A 20,301-nucleotide genomic window follows, 5' to 3' on the forward strand; every position below is an offset into this window, starting at 1 on the left:
GAATACTTGACTGGCTTCCCGCGCGCATAAAACCCTCAACGAATTTAGCCGCTGGACATCCCTTTCCCTGTCATCGCATGGTTTTTCCGCAGAAAATTGCTTTCAAAAGCAACAATTTAGCGGTGTACCCAATGTTTGACAGAAGGTAAAAATTCCATTAATCCGTAATGGCGCACCACAGCAACGGCAGCCTCTTGACCGCTCGCCAGTGCGCCTTTTCAAACCGGAGCTGCAATCTGATGAACCGTTCGTCCAGTACGCTCGCTGTCGCCATTGCCATCGCACTCGCCTCCCCCGCCTTCCCCGCGCTCGCCCAGTCCGGCGCGAAAACGCTTGATACCGTCATCGTCACCGGCACCCGTGTGGCCGACCGTACCGTGGCCGAATCGCAATCGCCCATCGACATCATTACTCCCGAGGCGTTGCAGTCCACCGGCACCTCAGAGCTTGCCACCGCACTGTCGCGCGCCCTGCCCTCGCTGAACTTTCCGCGCCCGGCGCTGACCGACGGCACCAGCGGCGTGCGCCCGGCACAGCTGCGCGGCCTGTCCCCGGACCAGGTATTGGTGCTGGTCAACGGCAAGCGCCGCCACACCTCGGCCATGATCAACGTCAACGGCAGCATCGGCCGTGGCTCGGCCGCAGTCGATATCAACACCATTCCAATCGCCTCCATCGAGCGGGTGGAAGTGCTGCGTGACGGTGCCTCGGCCCAGTACGGTTCCGATGCCATCGCCGGCGTGATCAACATCGTGCTCAAGGGCAGTGGCAGCGGCGGCAGCCTGGCCGTGGACTACGGCCAGTACTCGGCCGGTGACGGCAACAAGTACCAGCTCTCCGGCGACACCGGCATCAGCTTTGCCGATGGCCGTGGCAGCCTGCATGTGGCCGGTCAGGTCAGCCAGCAGGACGAAAGCAACCGTGCTGGCCCGTATCTGGGCACGACCCCGAACACCGGCAACTTCCCGTCGATCGGCGAGAAGACCTTCGTGGTCGGCGACCCGCGCGTGGATGCCACCGCCGCGTCGGCCAACCTCAGCTTCGACTTCAGCGACAACATCACCGGCTATGCCAACGCGCTGCTGAGCAACCGCGACATCACCTCCTTCGCGTTCTACCGCTCGCCCAATCACAGCAGCCAGACTGCGCTGCTGGCACAGACCTACCCGGACGGCTTCGTACCTCAGATCAACCAGTACTCCAAGGACCGCTCGCTGGTGGCCGGCGTCAAGGGCAGCACTGAAAGCGGCTGGACCTGGGACGTGAGCGCCAACCATGGCGAAAACACTCTCGATTTCCACACCCGCAACAGCATCAACTACAGCCTCGGCACGGCCAGCCCGAGCGCGTTCTACGACGGCACACTGAAGTACCAGCAGGACATCTTCAACGCCGACTTCACCAAGACTCTGGATTGGGGCCTGGCCTACCCGGTAACGCTGTCCTTCGGTGGTGAGTACCGGCGCGAGAAGTGGGAGCAGTCCGCTGGCCAGCCAGAGTCGTACTTCGGCAGCGGCGCGCAGGGCTTTGGCGGCTTCCTGCCGGGCAATGAAGTCGACAAGGACCGCAATAACTATGCCGTCTACGCAGGCCTGGAGGCCGACCTGACGGACAAGTTCTCCGCCGGCCTGACTGGTCGCTACGAGGACTACTCCGACTTCGGCGACAAGTTCTCCGGCAAGGCGTCGGCGCGCTACGCCTTCACCGACAAGGTCGCATTGCGCGCTACCGCCTCCAGCGGTTTCCGCGCTCCCTCGCTGGCCCAGCAGAGCTACCAGGCGGTGACCAGCACCATCATCAACGGCGTGTTCGTTGACCGGGGCACCTTCCCCACCACCAGCGCCGCCGCACAGGCACTGGGTGCCACCCCGCTGAAGGCGGAGAGCTCCACGTCCTACAGCGTGGGCCTGGTGCTGCAGCCAACCGACCGCCTGTACCTGACCGTGGATGCGTACCAGATCGACATCGACGATCGCATCGTGCTGTCCACCAACATCACCACCAACGCCGCCGCCAACTCGCTGCTGGCCGGCCTTGGCCTGCCGCAGGTCACCGCGTTCTCGTACTTCACCAACGGTGTGGATACCCGCACCCGCGGCGTTGACGCCGTGTCCAGCTACACGCTGCCGTTCGCCGCCAGCTCACTGGAGCTGACCGCTGCGTACAGCTACAACGAAACCGAAGTGAAGAAGTTCATGGGTTCGCCGGCGGTATTCGGCACGCTGGGCATCACCCAGTCGCTGATCGGCCGCGACGAGATCGGCCGCATCGAGGACAGCTTCCCGCGTGACAAGGCCATCCTCAGCGGCACCTGGCGTTCGGACCGCTGGGAGCTGGGCCTGGCTGCCACCCGCTACGGCAGCTTCACCGTGCGCAACTCGGCCACCGCTACCCGCGACCAGACGTACGATGCCAAGTGGGTGTTGGACGCCTCGGCCAGCTTCAAGCCCAGCGAGCAGTGGAAGCTGACGCTGGGTGCGGACAACCTGCTGGACGAGTACCCGGACCGCACCACCGACCTGCAGAACTCCACCTGGGGCATGCTGCCGTATAGCAACTACTCGCCGTTCGGCTTCAACGGCGCCTACGTGTACGGCCGCATCAGCTACACCTGGTAAGGCCGCAGCCGCGTCGTGGAAGGAAGATGCCCTGGGAAACCGGGGCATTTTTTTGTCTGCTGTTTTAGAAGCGGCCCTGCCCCCGCTCCGCGCCCCGCCCTTGCGCCAGCGCAGGAGCAAGGATCGGAACGTGGGCAAGCTTTTCAAGGGACACCGCGCGAACCCACTCTCCTGCTCGCACCCATCGCCCCGAAAAGTGAGATTTTTCAAAATCTTCCAGATATGTACACCGGTGCACCTTTAGAATCGAGCACTGCCCCCGAATCACCAAGCGAGCCTCGATGCACCATGACACCGCCCTGATCAACATGCTTGCCATCGGCTTGGGCCTCGCCTTTGTGTTTGGGGCCCTTGCCAACAAACTGCGGCTGTCGCCGCTGGTGGGCTACTTGGTCGCGGGTGTCGTCGTTGGCCCGTTTACCCCTGGCTTCGTCGCCGACCAGGCGCTGGCCAACCAGTTGGCTGAGATCGGCGTGATGCTGCTGATGTTCGGCGTAGGCCTTCACTTCTCGCTGAAGGACCTGATGGAGGTCAAAGCGATCGCCATCCCCGGCGCCATCGGCCAGATCCTGGTCGCCACCCTGCTGGGCTGGGGCGTGGCTGCCGTGATGGGTTGGCCGACGCTGCACGGCGTGATTTTCGGCTTCTCGCTGGCCACCGCGTCCACTGTGGTGCTGCTGCGCGCCATGGAAGAACGACGCCTGCTGGAAACCACGCGCGGAAAAATCGCAGTGGGCTGGTTGATCGTCGAAGACCTGGCCTGTGTGCTGGCACTGGTGATGATGCCGGTGATCGCCGAAGTATTCGGCCCGGATGCCAGCGGCAAGAGCCCTTCCTTGACCGGCCTGCTGGCCTCCATCGGCTGGACGTTCGTGCAGCTGGGCCTGTTCGTGGCGGTGATGCTGGTGGTTGGCCGCCGGGTGATTCCGTGGGTACTGGAAAAAGTGGCCGGCACCGGTTCGCGCGAACTGTTCACGCTGTGCGTGCTGGCCATCGCGTTGGGCGTGGCGTTCGGTGCGGCGGCATTGTTCGGCGTGTCATTCGCGCTGGGTGCGTTCTTCGCCGGCATGATGCTCAACGAGTCCGAGCTCAGCCATAAGGCAGCACATGATTCGCTGCCGCTGCGCGATGCCTTCGCGGTGCTGTTCTTCGTCTCGGTCGGCATGCTGTTCAATCCGATGATCGTGGTCGAACACCCGTGGCAGGTGCTGGCGACGGTATTGATCATCATGGTCGGCAAGTCGGCGGCCGCGTTCTTCATCGTGCGGGCGTTTGGCCACAGCAAGGGCACCGCGCTGACCATCTCCGCCTCACTGGCTCAGATCGGCGAATTCGCCTTCATCATCGCCGGCCTCGGCGTTGCACTAAAAATCCTGCCGCCGGAGGGCCAATCGCTGGTGCTGGCCGGCGCGCTGGTGTCGATCATGCTCAACCCCCTGATATTCGGGCTGCTCGACCGCTGGCAGTCGCGCCACAAGGAAACCACGCCGGAGCCGGAGATCCTGGACATCCCGCCGGGCCCGTCACTGGACCTGCAGGACCACGCCATCGTGGTCGGTTACGGCCGCGTCGGCAGCGAGCTGGCGCAAGTGCTACGTGACCGCGGCGTACCGGTGCTGGTAATCGACGACAACCGCGAGCACGTCGTGCGCGCGCATGCGGCCGGCATCCCCGGTATCCGTGGCAGCGCTGCTGCCGACAAGGTGCTGGCCGAAGCTCATCCCGAGCGCGCCAAGATCGCGGTTCTGGCCATTCCGCAACCGCTGGAATCGGGCGAGGCCCTGGCCAAGCTACGCGCCATCAATCCCAACCTCACCCTGCTGGCCCGCGCGCACAGCGATGCCGAAGTGAAGCATCTGCTGGCGCACGGTGCCGATGGCACGGTAATGGCCGAGCGCGAGCTGGCGTATTCGTTGGCGGAAATGATCATGGCCACTCCGCCCTACCGCAGCCTGCGCCCGGGCGCGGTTCAGCCCCCCGCCGCGACCAGCGGCACGTAAACATCGCCACGCAGGATGGCCTCGGGCGTCTGCTCGGGGTCATCCAGGAAGTCGTAGTGCAGCGGTGCGTCGCGCAAGGCGTAGCCGCTTTCCGGCAACCAGTGCGACAACAGCCAGTCGGTCGCGTCCTCCAGCAGGCCGTAACTGCCCACATGCCGCAGCCGCGCCATCGCGCCACCGGCCACGCGCAAGCGGCGCAACGGCGCAGGGAGCTGCGGCAACTCGGCATCCAACGTCACCGCGCAATCAAACAACAGATCCTCCGCTGGCATTTCACGGTGGTCGCCCAGCGGGAAACCGATCAGTTGCTGCACGTGTTCAACCAGACCCTGCTCCGCCGCCCAGCCAAACAATTCGCCGAAGCTGCCGTCCAGATCGTCGAAGGCGCCTTGCGCGCGCAGTGCGACCACTTCAAACGGTTCCAGCGTCACCACTTCCACGCTCAATGGCGCCATCTGCACCGCCGATGGCAACGCCGGGCGTGAGAGCTGCTGTACGTGCCGCGTCAACAGTGCAGGATCAGACCGCAACTCAGTGGGACTGGCATCCAGCGTCTCGCGCAATACCCGGGCCAACGCCTGCGGCGTGTCATAGCCAGCCAGCAAGGCGATCTCAGTAACGCTGGCATCGCTTTCGCCCAGACGCTGCAGCGCTTTGAGCAGGCGCAACCGTTGCACGGTGCGGCCGACGGTTTCACCGGTCATGGCGCGGTACACGCGGTGGAAGTGGTACGGCGAGTAATGCGCCACGGCAGCCAGCGCATCCAGGTCAGGCAATGGCCCGCCGCTGGCAACGGCCTGTTGCAGGCAGGCAATGACGCGGTCCAGTTTCGGCAGGTGTGAGGCTTGAGCTTTCATCCATGTTCTCCGTAGGTCGGTGGGCACATTCAAGCGCGATGGCTCAACCGCCGCGTTCCCGATCTTGCGCTTCTTCAGCACCGCCACCTGGCATGCAAGCAAGGTGTGCCTGCAACAGGCTGATGGCCTGCTTCACTTTGGCCGGCTGGGTCTGCCGGTGCGGCGTCACCGCCCAGACGGGCAGCGACAGCACCTCCCACTCCGGCAACAACCGCAGCAACGCACCGCTGTCCAGCAGCGGCACGACATCCACGCAGGTGAGCACCGCCACGCCCAGGCCGGACGTGCACAACTGCCGCACTGCCGGCTGATTCTGACTGACGATGCGCGGGTGTGCGGGAATCAGGCGTTCCTCGCCCGTACTGGAATGTCGCCAGGCCAAACCCGGCACCTGCGGCAAGCCCAGCCATTCAGCGGCCGGCACCTGTAGCGGATCATCCGGCATGCCATGCGCCTGCAGCCACGACGGCGCGGCGCAGGGCCAACGCTGCAGCGTGCCGATGCGCTGCGCCATCCAATCGCTGTCCGGCAGTTGCCCGAAACGCAGTGCTAGATCAATACGCGCCTGCAACAGGTCAGTCCAACCGTCTTCGAAATACAGGTGCACGCGCAACTGTGGGTGCTCGCGCAGCCACGGGCCCAAGGCCGGGCCAATGTGATCGGCCATGCCCAACGGTGCCGACAACCGCAGCTCGCCGCTGGGCGCCTCACGCGCAGCCGACAACTCGGCCTGCGCTTCACCAGCGGCATCCAGCAGACGCGCACAGGCCGCGTAGTAGCGGCTGCCAACGTCGGTCAGGGCCAGCCGTCGCGTCGAGCGATGCAGCAGTGGCACCCCGGCATCGCGCTCCAGCGCACGCAGCTGCTGGCTGACCGCCGAGGTACTCATGCCCAGCGCGCGTGCCGCCGCACTCAACGAGCCGCGCTGCACTACCTGGGCAAACAGAGCCATCCTTTTGAAGCTGTCCATCGGCCACCTCCTTGGCTGCCATTGTGAAGCAAGGCTTCAAGGTGATTGTGGATTTGAGCGACTGCCCTCTCCGCCAATGCAGGAGGACACTGTCGCCAATCCCCACCCCCTCAGGAACTCCCCATGAAAGTCGCACTGATTGGCGCCACCGGTTTCGTCGGCAATGCCCTGCTGGAAGAACTACTGGCCCGTGGTCACCAAGTCACCGCACTGGTCCGCAACCCGGACAAGTTGGTAACCCGCTCGCAGCTGCAGGTGGTCAAAGCCGACGTGCAGGATGCCGCTCAGGTACAGGCGGCGGTCGCCGACCATGACGCCGTTATCAGCGCCTTCAATCCCGGCTGGGCCAACCCGAACATCTACCAGGACTTCATGAGCGGCACCCGCGCGATTGTTGCCGGCATCAAGGCGGCAGGCGTGAAGCGCTACATCGTGATTGGTGGCGCCGGCAGCCTGTACGCCGCGGACGGCACCCAGCTGGTGGATTCACCCAACTTCCCGGCAGCTATCTACCCCGGTGCCAGTGCCGCGCGCGATGGTCTGACCGAACTGAAGCAGGAGTCCACGCTGGACTGGACTCAGCTCAGCCCGCCGGTTGCCTTCCATGCCGGTGGCCCCAGTGAGCGCACCGGCAAGTACCGCGTCGGCAGCGACACGCCGCTGAACACCGGCGACGGCCCGGGCACCATCAGCGCGCCTGACCTGGCGTTGGCGGTGGTTGATGAGCTGGAAACGCCGAAGCATGTGGGTAGTCGGTTTACGGTTGCTTGGTGAGTTTTTGGGACTGCTTGCTGCTAAAAGCCTCCCCTCACCCCAACCCCTCTCCCGCAGGCGGGAGAGGGGCTAGTGCACTACCCGCCGACGCATCCGAGCCCCTTTCCCGCGTGCGGGAGAGGGCTAGTGCACTCTACCTACCGATGCATTCCGAACCACTTTCCCTCCTGCGGGAGAGGCGCCAGTGCGCTACCCGTCGATGCATTCCAAGCCCCTCTCTCGCCTGCGGGGTGAGAGGGGCGAAGCTTGCGAACCACGGGTTCGCTGCCTATCGAACGCCCTTGCGTTGACGCAAGGGCCGGGGCGCGGAGCGGGGGTTGGGATGAGGGCCGTCTTTGATCTGTTTCTTCAAGCTTTGCCCAGCGCCTGCTCCAGATCCGCCAGCAAGTCATCGATATGCTCGATGCCCACCGACAGCCGCACCGTATCCAGCGTGACACCGGCCTTCTCCAGTTCCGCTGCATCCAGTTGTCGGTGCGTGGTGGACGCCGGGTGCGTCGCCAGTGATTTCGCATCGCCCAGGTTCACCAATCGGGTGAACAGCTGCAGTGCATCCAGGAAACGCGCACCGGCCTCACGCCCCCCTGGCAGACCAAATGTCAGCACACCCGAACCATGTCCGCGCAGGTACTTCTGCACCAGCGCATGCTCGGGATGATCCGGCAGCGCGGCGTAGTTCACCCAGGCAACCTTGGCATGCTTCTGCAGATAGTTCGCCACGGCCAGCGTGTTGCTGTTGATGCGATCCATACGCAGCGCCAGCGTTTCGATGCCCTGCAATATCTGAAATGCATTGAATGGCGAGATCGCTGCGCCGGTATTGCGCAACGGCACCACGCGCGCGCGGCCGATATACGCGGCCGGCCCCAGCGCTTCGGTGTAGACCACGCCGTGGTAGCTCACATCCGGCGTGTTGAGCCTCGGGAAACGCTCTTTGTGCTCAGCCCACGGGAAGCGCCCGGAATCCACGATGGCGCCGCCGAGGCTGGTGCCATGGCCACCGAGGTACTTGGTCAGCGAATGCACAACGATGTCCGCGCCAAAATCAAATGAGCGCTGCAGATACGGCGTAGCCACGGTGTTGTCGACGATCACCGGCACGCCGTGTGCATGCGCGATCTTGGCGATGGCTTCAATGTCGGTGATGTTGCCACGCGGGTTGCCGATGGATTCCACGAACACCGCCTTGGTGCGCTCGTCGATCAAGGCGGCGAACGCCTGCGGATCGCGGTAGTCGGCAAAGCGGGTCTGGATGCCGAACTGCGGCAACGTGTGGGCGAAAAGATTGTAGGTGCCACCATACAACGCACTGGAGGCCAGGATGTTGTCGCCGACTTCGGCGATGGTCTGGATGGCGTAGGTGATGGCCGCCTGCCCCGAGGCCAATGCCAATGCGCCGATGCCGCCTTCGAGCGCAGCGATGCGCTTTTCCAGCACATCGGTGGTCGGATTCATGATGCGGGTGTAGATATTGCCCTGCACTTTCAGGTCGAACAGATCCGCACCGTGCTGGGTGTCGTCGAAGGCATAGGCCACTGTCTGATAGATCGGCACCGCCACCGCGCGGGTGGTTGGATCCGGCGAATAGCCGCCATGCACGGCGATGGTTTCAGGCTTCCACTGCGGGTTGGTCATCGGGAGGGCTCAGGCGAAAGAGAATCGCTGACCATAGCCCAATGCATGCATGGTGCCGGGGACAGTTGCAGGGGTTACTTGTGAGGGGTTGGAATGAGGTAATGCGTGTTGGTTTCTGAAGCGCTAGAGCGCCCTCACCCCTACCCCTCTCCCGCATGCGGGAGAGGGGATGTCGGTCAGATCGCTTGAACAGCCCCTCTCCCGTTTACGGGAGAAGGTTCGAGCAACGGCAGACGCAGACCTGATCCTCTCCCGCATGGGGGAGAGGGGATGTCGGTCAGATCGCTTGAAGAGCCCCTCTCTCGTTTACGGGAGAAGGGTTTCGAGCAACAGCAGACGCAGGCCTGAGCCCCTCTCCCGCATGCGGGAGAGGGGATGTCGGTCAGATCGCTTGAAGAGCCCCTCTCCCGTTTACGGGAGAGGGGTTGGGGTGAGGGTAGCTCTTGCTTCTCAGCCCTTGGCAAACACCAGATGCCCACCCGCACCGGCTTCCACCTTGATGGTGTCCCCGCTGACAAACTCGCCGGACAGAATCTTCTGCGCCAACGGGTTCTCCAGCTGTGCCTGGATCGCACGCTTCAACGGGCGTGCGCCATAGACCGGGTCGAAGCCGACATTGCTCAACAGATCGAACGCCGAGTCGGACACCGCCAGTGCCAACCCACGTTCACCCAGACGCTTCTCCAAACCACGCATCTGGATGCGCGCGATCTGCTTGATCTGCTGCTTGTCCAACGGATGGAACACGACGATGTCATCAAGACGGTTGATGAACTCCGGGCGGAAGTGCGCCTGCACTACACCCATCACTGCCGCCTTCATCTGCGTGTAAGCCTCCGGGCTGTCATCACCGCTCATGTCCTGGATCTGGTGCGAGCCCAGGTTCGAGGTCATCACAATGACGGTGTTGCGGAAGTCCACGGTGCGGCCTTGCCCATCGGTCAGGCGGCCGTCGTCCAGCACCTGCAGCAGGATGTTGAATACATCCGGATGCGCCTTCTCCACTTCGTCCAGCAGGATCACGCTGTACGGGCGGCGACGCACGGCCTCGGTCAGGTAGCCACCCTCTTCGTAGCCCACATAACCCGGGGGCGCACCAATCAGGCGCGACACGCTGTGCTTCTCCATGAACTCACTCATGTCGATACGCACCATCGCGTCGGGCGAATCGAACAAGAAGTCCGCCAAAGCCTTGGTCAACTCGGTCTTGCCGACGCCGGTCGGGCCGAGGAACAGGAACGAGCCGCTCGGGCGATTCGGATCGGACAGACCCGCACGCGAACGACGCACTGCATCGGACACCACGCGGATCGCCTCTTCCTGGCCGACCACGCGGTTGTGCAGCATGTCTTCCATGCGCAGCAACTTGTCGCGCTCACCCTCAAGCATCTTGCTGACCGGGATGCCCGTCCAACGCGAGACAACTTCGGCGATTTCCTCGTCGGTCACCTTGTCCTGCACCAGCCGGAAGTCCTTGCGATCCACTTCCTGCGCGGCGGCCAGCTGCTTTTCCAGATTGGGCAGCACGCCGTACTGGATCTCGCTCATCTTGGCGAAATCCTGCCGGCGCTGTGCGGCCTCCAGGTCGAGCTTGGCGCGCTCCACCTGTTCCTTGATCTTGGTGGCGCCCTGCAATGCCGCCTTCTCCGATTTCCAGATCTCGTTGAGGTCGGAGAACTCACGCTCCAGCGTGTCGATATCCGCTTCCAGATCCGCCAGACGCTTGCGCGAAGCGTCGTCTTTCTCCTTCTTCAACATCTCGCGCTGGATCTTGAGCTGGATCAGACGACGCTCAAGACGATCCAACTCTTCCGGCTTGGAATCAATTTCCATGCGGATGCGCGAGGCGGCTTCGTCCATCAGGTCGATGGCCTTGTCCGGCAACTGACGGTCGGTGATGTATCGGTTCGACAGCGTGGCCGCAGCAACGACAGCAGGGTCGGTGATCTCCACGCCGTGGTGGACCGCGTAGCGCTCCTTCAACCCACGCAGGATCGCGATGGTGTCTTCCACCGTCGGCTCACCCACGAGCACCTTCTGGAAGCGACGCTCCAGCGCGGCATCCTTTTCGATGTACTGGCGATATTCGTCCAGCGTGGTCGCACCGATGCAATGCAGCTCGCCGCGTGCCAATGCTGGCTTGAGCATGTTGCCCGCGTCCATCGCGCCTTCGCCCTTGCCGGCGCCGACCATGGTGTGCAGTTCGTCAATGAACAGGATGATCTGCCCTTCGTTCTTGGACAGGTCGCTGAGCACGGCCTTCAGCCGCTCTTCGAACTCGCCACGGAACTTGGCACCGGCAATCAACGCGCCCATATCCAGCGACAGCACGCGCTTGCCGCGCAGGCCTTCAGGCACTTCGTCGTTGATGATGCGCTGGGCCAGGCCTTCGACAATGGCGGTCTTGCCCACGCCGGGTTCGCCGATCAGCACTGGATTGTTCTTGGTACGGCGTTGCAGCACCTGGATGGTGCGGCGGATTTCCTCGTCGCGACCGATCACCGGATCGAGTTTGCCGCTCTCGGCACGCGCGGTCAGGTCGATGGTGTACTTCTCCAGCGCCTGCCGCTGTTCTTCGGCGTTTTCACTCTGCACGGTTTCACCGCCGCGCAGCTTGTCGATGGCGGCTTCTATCTTTTTCTTGTCGCCGCCTGCGGCACGCAGCGCCATGCCGGCCGCACCGCCGTCATCCACCGCCGCCAGCAGGAACCACTCGCTGGCGATGAACTGATCGTTGTGCTGTTGGGCCAGCTTGTCGGTGTTGTTGAGCAGGCGGCTCAGGTCATTGCCCATCGACAGGTTGCCGGCTTGGCCGGACACCTTGGGCAATGCATCCAATGATTCGGCCAGGCGCTCGCGCAGCACCGGCACATTGACACCGGCCTGCGCCAGCAGTGGACGGCTGCTGCCACCGGTCTGGTCGAGCAGCGCGCTGAGCACATGCACCGGTTCGATGATGTTGTTGTCGCGGCCAACGGCCAGAGACTGCGCGTCGGACAGCGCCTTCTGGAAGTTGGAGGTGAGCTTATCCATCCGCATGGGTCTTCTTCCTCAATGTCTGGGTACCAGCGTTGCTGGCGATACTGATTCAGATGCGGTTGCAACCGTGTGATTCAAGGGCGGCAAGCGCCCTCATTCAGCTGCAATCGCTCTTCCGCCCCGTATCGCCAGCCAACCCGGCCCATCATCGATCCCGCACACGTATCCGGAAGGGCTCAGCCGCGCGTTATCGCCGCGCGGATCGCCCGCAGTTGTTGTTTGACGGCTTGTTGCTGCGCGGCATCCATGCGCAGCAAAGCCTTTTGCCCCACCGACAGCGACTGCAGTGCAGGATCGACAAAACGGTACTTGCCCTTGCCATCCGGCTCGACCGTCAGCGGCCGTGCCGGCTCGGGCGTCTGCAGCAGGTGATCAATCACCGCCACCAGCCGGTCATTGAAATGCCCATCGGGATGGCCGATATCGCGGTACGCCTGCTGCACCAGCGGGTAGAAGCGCACATAGGCCGCAGCGATGGCCGAAGCATCCGTGCGGGTGAAGGCATCCACCCACGGTGCATAACGTGCGGCATTGGCGGCGGCCAGTTGCTCGCCCCCGGCAGTGCCTGCTTCCAGCACCAACGTGCCGGGTACCGGTCGCAGTGCCATGGCTGCGCTTGGCATGCTCGGCTGGGTGAGGTTGTCGATATGCACCACCACACGCTGGATCACGTGCTCGCGCAGCAACAGGGACAAGGCCTCGCCCGGGAGCAGCCCACTCAACGCTTGCCACGCCGATTCATCGCTGTCAGCCAACGCCGGCAGCGCCGCATCGGCGGCCGCTTCCAGCGGGTGATGCGGCCCCACGGGTTGTTCCGGCGCAGATGTTGCTGGCGTTGCCGGGCTTACGGGGGGCTCCAGCGGCGGCACTGTTGCTGACGCGGCCTGACGCAGCTGTGCCACGTCATCGCGGAACAACCACCACCCCGCACCGCCCACAGCGACAACGCCCACCACGACCCACGGCCACACGATTGTTTTGCGTTTTTCCATCACTTGCACCTCTATTGCATGTGATGGTGTGACCCGGGCAATCCCGGCGGGTTCCCCCACCGGTTCAATTCATCAGATCCAGCGCGAAATTCAGCGCGGTTTCTGCAGCGACATCAGGCCGATCACCAGTGCCAGCACTGCATAAGCCGCGCTCACCTGCAGGGTGATCGACTGGCGCAGGCCTTCCAACTGCCACGGCAGATAAATGCCGCCGCGTGGATCGGTGGAATGGATCACACCAAACACACTGAGCACGGCCGCCGCCAGCAGCAGGCTCACCGCCACGCCCGGGCGGCGCTCGATCAAGGCCACCAGGGCTGCCGCCCACAACATCGCGCTGATGATGAAGCCGTTGCCCAGTAGCTGCAGCGTGGCCACATCCGACAGCCCGTGGCCATCGACGGCGGCATACAGTGCGGCAGCCGCCTCCGGGCTCACCCACGTGCCGAACTTGATGTTGATCAGATAAGCAATGGCGGGCAGGAACGCCAGTGCCACGGCGATTGCGTGCTCGCGCTTGGTCTGCTGGAAGGCCTGCACGGTGATATCGAGGCCGACAAACACGATGATTGGTGCCAGCACTGCCACCGGAAGCCACTGGACCAGCCCCGCCACCACACCCAGCATCCCGCCGATGCCGATGAACAGGCCGGTCAGTAGCGTGTAACCAGTCCGCGCGCCCAGACGCTTGTACGCAGGCTGGCCAATGTAAGGCGTGGTCTGCGCCACGCCGCCGCAGACGCCCGCCACCAGTGTGGCGATGGCTTCAACCAGCAGCACGTCGCGGGTGCGGTAATCGTCGCCGGCAGCGCGTGCGCTCTCGGCGACATTGATACCGCCCACCACCATCAGTAGGCCGAACGGCAACAACAGCGACAGATACGGCACCGTCAGTGGCAGGCCTTCGACAAAACCCAGCGTCGGCAGCGGCAAGGCGACGGCAAACGAAATCGCAGGCGGCCACTGGAAGCCAGTCAGGGCACCGGCCGCACCCAAGCCGTAATACAGCGCCACGCCCACCAGTAGAGAAAACAGCACGCCCGGCAGACGCAGCGGTACCACGCCGCGCGCGACCAGCACGTACAGCAGCACACCCAGCGTCACCAGGCCGACCAGCGGCTGGCGCATGCTTTCGATCAACGGCAGGAAACCCAGCAGGGTCAGCGCGGCGCCACCAATGGAACCCAGCAGCGCAGCACGCGGCACATGCCGGGTGACCGCATCGCCGACGAAGGACAGCACCAGCTTGAGCAGGCCCATCACCACCAGCGAGGCCATGCCCAACTTCCATGTGGCCATCGCCGCCGTGTGTGGATCCATGCCCACTTGTTTGAAGCCGACAAACGCCGGGCCCAGCACCAGCAGCGCCATACCGATGCTGGTCGGCGCATCCAGCCCCAACGGCATCGCGGTGACGTCGTCGCGGCCAGTGCGCGCTGCCAGACGGTGCGCCATCAGCGTGTACATCAGGTTGCCGATCAGCACGCCGAAGGCGGTGCCGGGGAACATGCGGCCGAACACCACATCGGCCGGGAACTGGAAGATGCCCACCAGCGCCATCGCGATGAAGCCGAGGATGGACAGGTTATCGACCACCAGGCCGAAGAAACCGTTGAGGTCACCGGCGACGAACCAGCGCGTGCGCGATGCTGAAGATGCGGGGGAATTCATGGGGATATCGTCTGCAGGGCCGGCACGGTCAGCGCCAGCGGGAAAGGTTGGGGAAGGCGAAGGCTCATGGCTGCTCAGGCAGTTTCACCCAGCCCAGGATCGGGTCACGCGCGGGATTCTGGTAACGCACTTGCAGCCAACCATCGGCCGCGTCCAGCAGTTCCACCTTGTCACCCTTGACCAGATAACGCTTGGTGGTGGCATCGCCGGAGCGGCTGTACAGCGGCAACCGTACCGGAACGACACTTGCGATACGGCCTTTCAACGGTGCGTTGGAATCGGGTGCCTCCAGGCCATTGCTGATCGCATGTTCGAGCATCTTGCCGGCGGGGTCGTGGGTGCTCCAGACCGCCGGCACGTCCATGTCTTCGGATGCATCCACCGCCAGCACGCGCGCCAGCAACTCGGTATCCACAAACGCCGTACGCATGGTGCGGAACAGGTAAAGCGTCGGCCCGTTGTAGCGGTAGATGTCGGTGTACCACATCGGCCCGCTGCGGCAGCTGCTGGTCAGGGTGCGGGTTGTCGCGTCCGGCTGTAGCGACCAGAAACCATCGCAATTGAGGTTGGCGCCGCTAGGCGGGGCCAGCGCGCGGAACGCTCCGCTGGCGGGCTCGTAGAGATACACGACCACGGATTCGTTGACCTGGCCCAACGTGGCACTGGAGTCCAGGTCCTGATAACCATCGAAGTTGTAATCGGCGTGGCCCAGCCGCGAGTGACCTTCCTCGTCGGATGCCGCTTGCAGCTGCTGACGATGTGCCGACCGCGTGGTGCCAACCTCGATGCGGCCGTCCTCCAGCAACCGCGCATGCGCGGTCACGCCCGGTGATACGTCGAAGCGGATGTCACTGTCATCGGTCGCGAGCGCGCCTAGCGGCAGAAGCGCCATGCCTGCAAGCAGCAGGCAGCGTGCGGCGTGGCGTAAGAAGTTCAGTTGCGTCATCAAATGCGTCGTTTGCGGCGGGGACAGGGACGCAGGCTAGCCGATCCGGCGGTGATCAGAACGAAACCTCCACCGCCTGCCTGGCCCACAGCACCGACTGGTGTTTGGTGGCCTGCTTCCACGCCAGGCGAATGGCCTCTATGTCGTTGCGCCGCTGCGGGGTGTCCTCATGCAATACCACCAGCACCTTGGTACGCAGGCGGTTCGGCTCCGGCGCACCACGGAACAGCCATTGGCCGTAGGCATCGAACACGGTCAGGCCATCCGGAAAGCGTGGCGTCACTTCCTTGTCCAGGAAGGCCTTCCACTGCGCATCGCTGATCGCATCCGTCTGCTCACGCGCGGACACGCCGCTTTCTTCGCCCACGCCGAAGTACAGCTCGCTGCGCACCCAGCCACCGGCTTCCGCCGGGCGCTGCGCATCGCCATGCAATGCGGCGCTGGCCTGCGGCTCGGTCGAGGGCTTGGCCGGCGACGCGGCAATGGCAGTGCCGGCAACGCACAGCAGCAGGGGAAGAACAACGGCATGCAACTTCATGGAAAACCTCCGAGAACAGGAAATACGGTGGCATCCATTGCACCGCTGGGGATATCGCACTTGGCCATGACCTGATTACCAATAGGGCTTGCCACCGACCGTGCGTTAACGCGAAGATAATATATCGCTTCATCCGGATGGATGTAAGCATTTCTTTCTCCCCTCCCCAATGTCTCCCGGAGTTTCCATGTCCCGCCCTACCTCGGCCCCGCTTGGCCTGGCCATTGCGCTGGTGCTGTCCTCCCCCGCTTTCGCCCAGAATGCCGCCAGTCAGGCCACCACGCTGGACACGGTGATCGTCACCGGTACCCGCGCCGTGGACCGTACCGTGCTCGAATCCACTTCCCCGGTGGACGTGCTCAGCGCCGAGGACATCCGCAAGGCCGGCGTGGTCAATGGTGAGCTCGGCAGCGCGCTGCAGGCATTGCTTCCGTCGTTCAACTTCCCGCGCCAGTCCAATTCCGGCGGTGCCGACCATGTGCGTGCGGCGCAGCTGCGCGGCCTGTCGCCGGACCAGGTGCTGGTGCTGATCAACGGCAAGCGCCGCCACAACAGCGCGCTGGTCAACACCGACAGCAAGATCGGCAAGGGCACCACGCCGGTGGATTTCAACGCTATTCCGGTCAGCGCGATCAAGCGTATCGAAGTGCTGCGTGACGGCGCCGGCGCGCTGTATGGCTCCGACGCGGTGGCTGGTGTGATCAACGTGATCCTCGACGACGCGCCGGAAGGCGGCGCCATCGAAGCCAGCTTCGGCGCGCATCACACCGACCTCAAGCCGATCAACCGCACGCTCACCGATGGCCAGACCAGCTACGTCAGCGCCAAGGTGGGCACCACGTTGACTGACGATGGCGGCTTCCTGCGCGTGGGTTTGGAACTGAAAAACCGCGAAGCCACCAACCGTGCCGGTTTCGACCAGATTCCGCCGTGGGAAGCGCAGACTCCGGACAACCTGGCTTTGGCCGGCAAGCGCAATTACGCGCTGGGCGATGGCGCCAGCAAAGACCTCAACGCCTGGTTCAACGCTGAAATCCCTTTCGGCGCCACCTCCAAGGTCTACGCGTTCGGCACCTACAACCAGCGCGATACCGAAGGCGCCAACTACTTTCGCTATCCGGACGGCGAGGCCAACTGGAAAGAGCTGTATCCCAACGGCTACCGCCCGATTTCCGAAGGCGAAAACCTCGACGTGCAGTTGGTTGCCGGCGCACGCGGTGAGTGGGGCGACTGGAACTACGACGCCAGCCTCGACCATGGCCGCAACGAATTCACTTTCCGCCTGCGCGATTCACTCAATGCCTCGCTCGGCCCGAACAGCCCAACCCGCTTCAAGACCGGCGATTTCAGCTTTGATCAGACCGTGGCCAACTTCGACCTGGGCCGCGTCTTCGTGCGCGAGTCCAACAGCCACAGCCTCGGCTTCGGCGTGGAAGCGCGCCACGAACGCTACGAAACCGGTGCCGGCGATCCGGCCAGCTATGCCGCTGGCCCGTACACCGACCGACCGACCGGTTCCCAGGCCGGTGGCGGCCTGACCCCGCAGGACGAGGCAGACCTGTCGCGCGATGTGCTCAGTGCCTACACCAGCCTGTCTTCGACCTTCGGCGAAAAATTCTCGACCGACATCGCCGCACGCTACGAACACTACGAAGACTTCGGTGGTGAGCTGACCGGCAAGATCGGCGCGCGCTATGAGTTTGTGCCCGCATTCGCGTTGCGTGGCTCGGTGTCCAACAACTTCCATGCGCCATCGCTGAGCCAGATCGGCTACGAATCCACCTCCACCGGGTACACCGCTGGCGGCCAGCTGGTGCAGGGCCGCCTGCTCTCGGTGAACAACCCGATCGCACGCGCACTGGGCGCCACCGACCTGAAGCCGGAGAAGTCCATCAACTACAGCCTCGGCTTCACCAGCCGGATTGGCAGCCACCTGGATCTGTCGCTGGATCTGTTCCAGATCGATATCGACGACCGCATCGCATTGTCCGAGAGCATCACCGGCGATGCGCTGACCGACTTCGTGCAGCAGCAGTTCGGCGTGGGCGGGCTGGAGAGCGCGCATTACTTCGTCAATGCCGCCGACACCCGCACCCGTGGCGCAGAGTTCGTCGCCAACTGGCGGCAGTCGCTGGGCAATGGCGACCTGCTGCTGACCGGCACCTGGAGCTACGCCAAGACCGAGCTGAAGAACGTGCTGGCCACACCGGCGCAGTTGCTCGCATTGGACCCGGACTACGTGCTATTCGGCGTCGAAGAAAGCAACACGCTAACCGATGCGGCACCGCGTACCCGTGCACAGTTCGCCGCCAGCTGGGGCAACGACGATTGGTCACTGAGCAGCCGCGTGAGCCGTCACGGCAGCGCCAAGCGTGTGTTCGACTTCGGCGATGGCTACATTCCGACCCAGACCTACCGCGCGGAATGGCAGCTGGATGCAGAAGCGGAATACCGCATTACGCCGAAGTGGAGCGTGGCCATCGGCGGGCAGAACCTGACCGACAACTACCCGGACAAGTCGAACGAGGACATTTACTACTTCGGCAACCTGCCTTACGACGTGCTGTCGCCGATCGGCAGCAATGGCGCGTACTGGTATGGACGGGTGCGCTACACCTTCTAAGGCGAGAAAAAACCAAGCCTATTCACGCCTCTCCCGCGCGCGGGAGAGGCATTGGTTCAGCACGAATCGATTCACCGCTTTTATGCGCGAAACAGCCTCCAGGTGAGGGAAGCGTTTAAACATCATTCATCCCGATTTAACAGCCCTGCGCGTCCCTTACGCCTACCGGTCGAACTCCGCCCGGTCCATCCCGTCGTTTGGAGGCGCATATGTTCGAGTCCCTGATTCGCGAAGCGGCCAACCGCTTTCACCTGGGCGACAACGCAGGACGCCTCGTGCGCCTGCTTGCCGATACCATCTTCGATCCTGCCAACGGCGGCTTTTCCGGGTTGCGAAAGCGCTTTGCAGACGCTGGCCTGGACGATCTGTTCGCCTCATGGATCGGCAAAACACCCGGCGACAATGTGCTGCAACCGGACCAATTCAGTGCCGGCTTCGGCCAGAACCTGGCAAGCGGCATCGCCAGCAAACTCGGCATCCCCGCTGCAGCGGTGAACATGGCCGGTGCCTGGTTACTACCCAAGATGGTCGGCCAACTGACCGCTGGCGGCAGCGTCCCCACTTCTCGCCCGGCCGACTACGACCGCTGGTTTGGAGCCACCACACCTGCCGCGGGCTATGCCGGCTCGGCCACGGCTGCCACCGCCAGCTCCGGTGGTTGGTGGAAATGGCTGATCCCTTTACTGATCCTGCTGGCCGCGTTCCTGGCGTTCCGCAGCTGCAAGAAGGAAGAAGCCGTCGTACCTCCACCGGTTGAACCTGCCGCCACCACGCAACCCGCTGCACCCGTCGCGCAGACCAACCCCCGCTTTGGCTTCGAGAACGTCGATGGCAAGGTGATGGTCAATGGCCAAGTGGCCAGCGACGCCGACAAAACCCGCCTGTGGGATGCATTGAAAGCCACCTTCGGTGAGGCCAACCTCAGCGGCAACATTGCGGTGGACCCGACCACGCTCCCGGCAGACTGGATGGACAAGCTGATCACCGCGCTGCCGGATTTGAAGGCAAGCGGACTGAAGTTCGGGTTCGATGGCAACAAGCTCAACATCGACACCAGTGGCCTCCCGGAGGCGGACCGCTTCACCGTCAGCGAGAAACTGCGCAGCCTGTTCGGTGGCTTCGAGATCAGCGGGCTGTGGGACCGCGCCGCCGCTGCGATGGCCGGGCTCAAGGCCGGTTTCAGTGGCGACGATCTGGTCAAGGCGCTGAACCTGATGAACATCTACTTCGACACCGGTTCGGCGACGATCTCGCGTGACAGCTCGGAAACGCTGACCAATGCTGCCAATGCGATCAAGCAGGCACCGGCCGGCACCCGCATCGAAGTGGGTGGCCACACCGACAACACCGGCGATGCCGCTGCCAACGTCACCCTGAGCCAGCAACGTGCCGACGCGGTGGTTGCAAGACTCGGCGAACTGGGCGTGGCAGCGGATTCGCTGACCGCCAAGGGCTATGGCCAGGACAAGCCGCGTGCCAGCAACGATACCGACGAGGGCAAAGCGCAGAACCGTCGTATCGAGTTCACAGTGGCGAAGTAAGGTCTGATGCAATGGTTGACGACAAACCGGCCGACAGGCCGGTTTGTTTTTGCTTGTACGAAAAAAACTTAAGAGCTGCCCTCACCCCAACCCCTCT

13 protein-coding genes are annotated in these 20,301 nt (G+C 63.7%); 5 read left to right on the plus strand and 8 right to left on the minus strand.

The genetic code is table 11. The features are described 5' to 3' along the window. Positions 1–239 precede the first annotated feature (239 nt). A complete protein-coding gene (locus PAN08_RS13075) occupies positions 240–2,618 on the plus strand; it encodes a TonB-dependent receptor (protein WP_269791949.1) in 2,379 nt (792 codons plus the stop codon). Between the two features lie 281 nt (positions 2,619–2,899). Continuing rightward, complete coding sequence (ybaL, locus tag PAN08_RS13080; protein WP_269791950.1) at positions 2,900–4,618, plus strand: YbaL family putative K(+) efflux transporter; 1,719 nt, start codon at positions 2,900–2,902, stop codon at positions 4,616–4,618. On the opposite strand, the gene PAN08_RS13085 is transcribed toward ybaL, so the two are convergent. Beyond that, entirely contained in the window at positions 4,588–5,475 is an 888-nt protein-coding gene (locus PAN08_RS13085; protein ID WP_269791951.1) for a GyrI-like domain-containing protein, read from the minus strand. The two genes, ybaL and PAN08_RS13085, sit on opposite strands and share 31 nt — an antisense overlap. Before the next feature lie 43 nt (positions 5,476–5,518). After that, complete coding sequence (locus tag PAN08_RS13090; protein ID WP_269791952.1) at positions 5,519–6,445, minus strand: LysR family transcriptional regulator; 927 nt, start codon at positions 6,443–6,445, stop codon at positions 5,519–5,521. 123 nt (positions 6,446–6,568) lie between these two features. On the opposite strand from PAN08_RS13090, the gene PAN08_RS13095 reads away from it, so the two are divergent. Then, complete coding sequence (locus PAN08_RS13095; protein WP_269791953.1) at positions 6,569–7,219, plus strand: NAD(P)H-binding protein; 651 nt, start codon at positions 6,569–6,571, stop codon at positions 7,217–7,219. A gap of 348 nt (positions 7,220–7,567) precedes the next feature. On the opposite strand, the gene PAN08_RS13100 is transcribed toward PAN08_RS13095, so the two are convergent. From PAN08_RS13100 to PAN08_RS13125, 6 genes are all read right to left on the minus strand, one after another. Next, complete coding sequence (locus tag PAN08_RS13100; RefSeq protein ID WP_269791954.1) at positions 7,568–8,854, minus strand: aminotransferase class V-fold PLP-dependent enzyme; 1,287 nt, start codon at positions 8,852–8,854, stop codon at positions 7,568–7,570. Positions 8,855–9,304: 450 nt separating this feature from the next. Further along, positions 9,305–11,893 (minus strand): ATP-dependent chaperone ClpB, encoded by a 2,589-nt coding sequence (gene clpB / locus PAN08_RS13105; RefSeq protein ID WP_269791955.1) that lies wholly within the window; start codon positions 11,891–11,893, stop codon positions 9,305–9,307. A gap of 176 nt (positions 11,894–12,069) precedes the next feature. Beyond that, positions 12,070–12,885: a DUF3014 domain-containing protein gene (locus PAN08_RS13110; protein ID WP_269791956.1), complete on the minus strand. Its 816-nt coding sequence runs from the start codon at positions 12,883–12,885 to the stop codon at positions 12,070–12,072. Positions 12,886–12,975: 90 nt separating this feature from the next. Then, on the minus strand, positions 12,976–14,556 hold the full coding sequence (locus PAN08_RS13115) for a hypothetical protein (RefSeq protein WP_269791957.1): 1,581 nt from the start codon (positions 14,554–14,556) through the stop codon (positions 12,976–12,978). 64 nt (positions 14,557–14,620) lie between these two features. Further along, on the minus strand, positions 14,621–15,502 hold the full coding sequence (locus PAN08_RS13120; RefSeq protein WP_269791958.1) for an SH3 domain-containing protein: 882 nt from the start codon (positions 15,500–15,502) through the stop codon (positions 14,621–14,623). Between the two features lie 55 nt (positions 15,503–15,557). Continuing rightward, entirely contained in the window at positions 15,558–16,040 is a 483-nt protein-coding gene (locus tag PAN08_RS13125; RefSeq protein ID WP_269791959.1) for a DUF3574 domain-containing protein, read from the minus strand. 187 nt (positions 16,041–16,227) lie between these two features. On the opposite strand from PAN08_RS13125, the gene PAN08_RS13130 reads away from it, so the two are divergent. Both PAN08_RS13130 and PAN08_RS13135 read left to right on the plus strand, forming a co-directional pair. Continuing rightward, positions 16,228–18,663 carry a TonB-dependent receptor gene (locus PAN08_RS13130; protein ID WP_269791960.1) on the plus strand — a complete coding sequence of 812 codons (2,436 nt, stop codon included), beginning with the start codon at positions 16,228–16,230 and terminating at the stop codon, positions 18,661–18,663. 209 nt (positions 18,664–18,872) lie between these two features. Beyond that, positions 18,873–20,204: an OmpA family protein gene (locus tag PAN08_RS13135; protein WP_269791961.1), complete on the plus strand. Its 1,332-nt coding sequence runs from the start codon at positions 18,873–18,875 to the stop codon at positions 20,202–20,204. Positions 20,205–20,301 lie beyond the last annotated feature (97 nt).

This window comes from Stenotrophomonas sp. Iso1 (assembly GCF_027497995.1).
In the GTDB taxonomy this organism is placed as follows: Bacteria; Pseudomonadota; Gammaproteobacteria; order Xanthomonadales; family Xanthomonadaceae; genus Stenotrophomonas.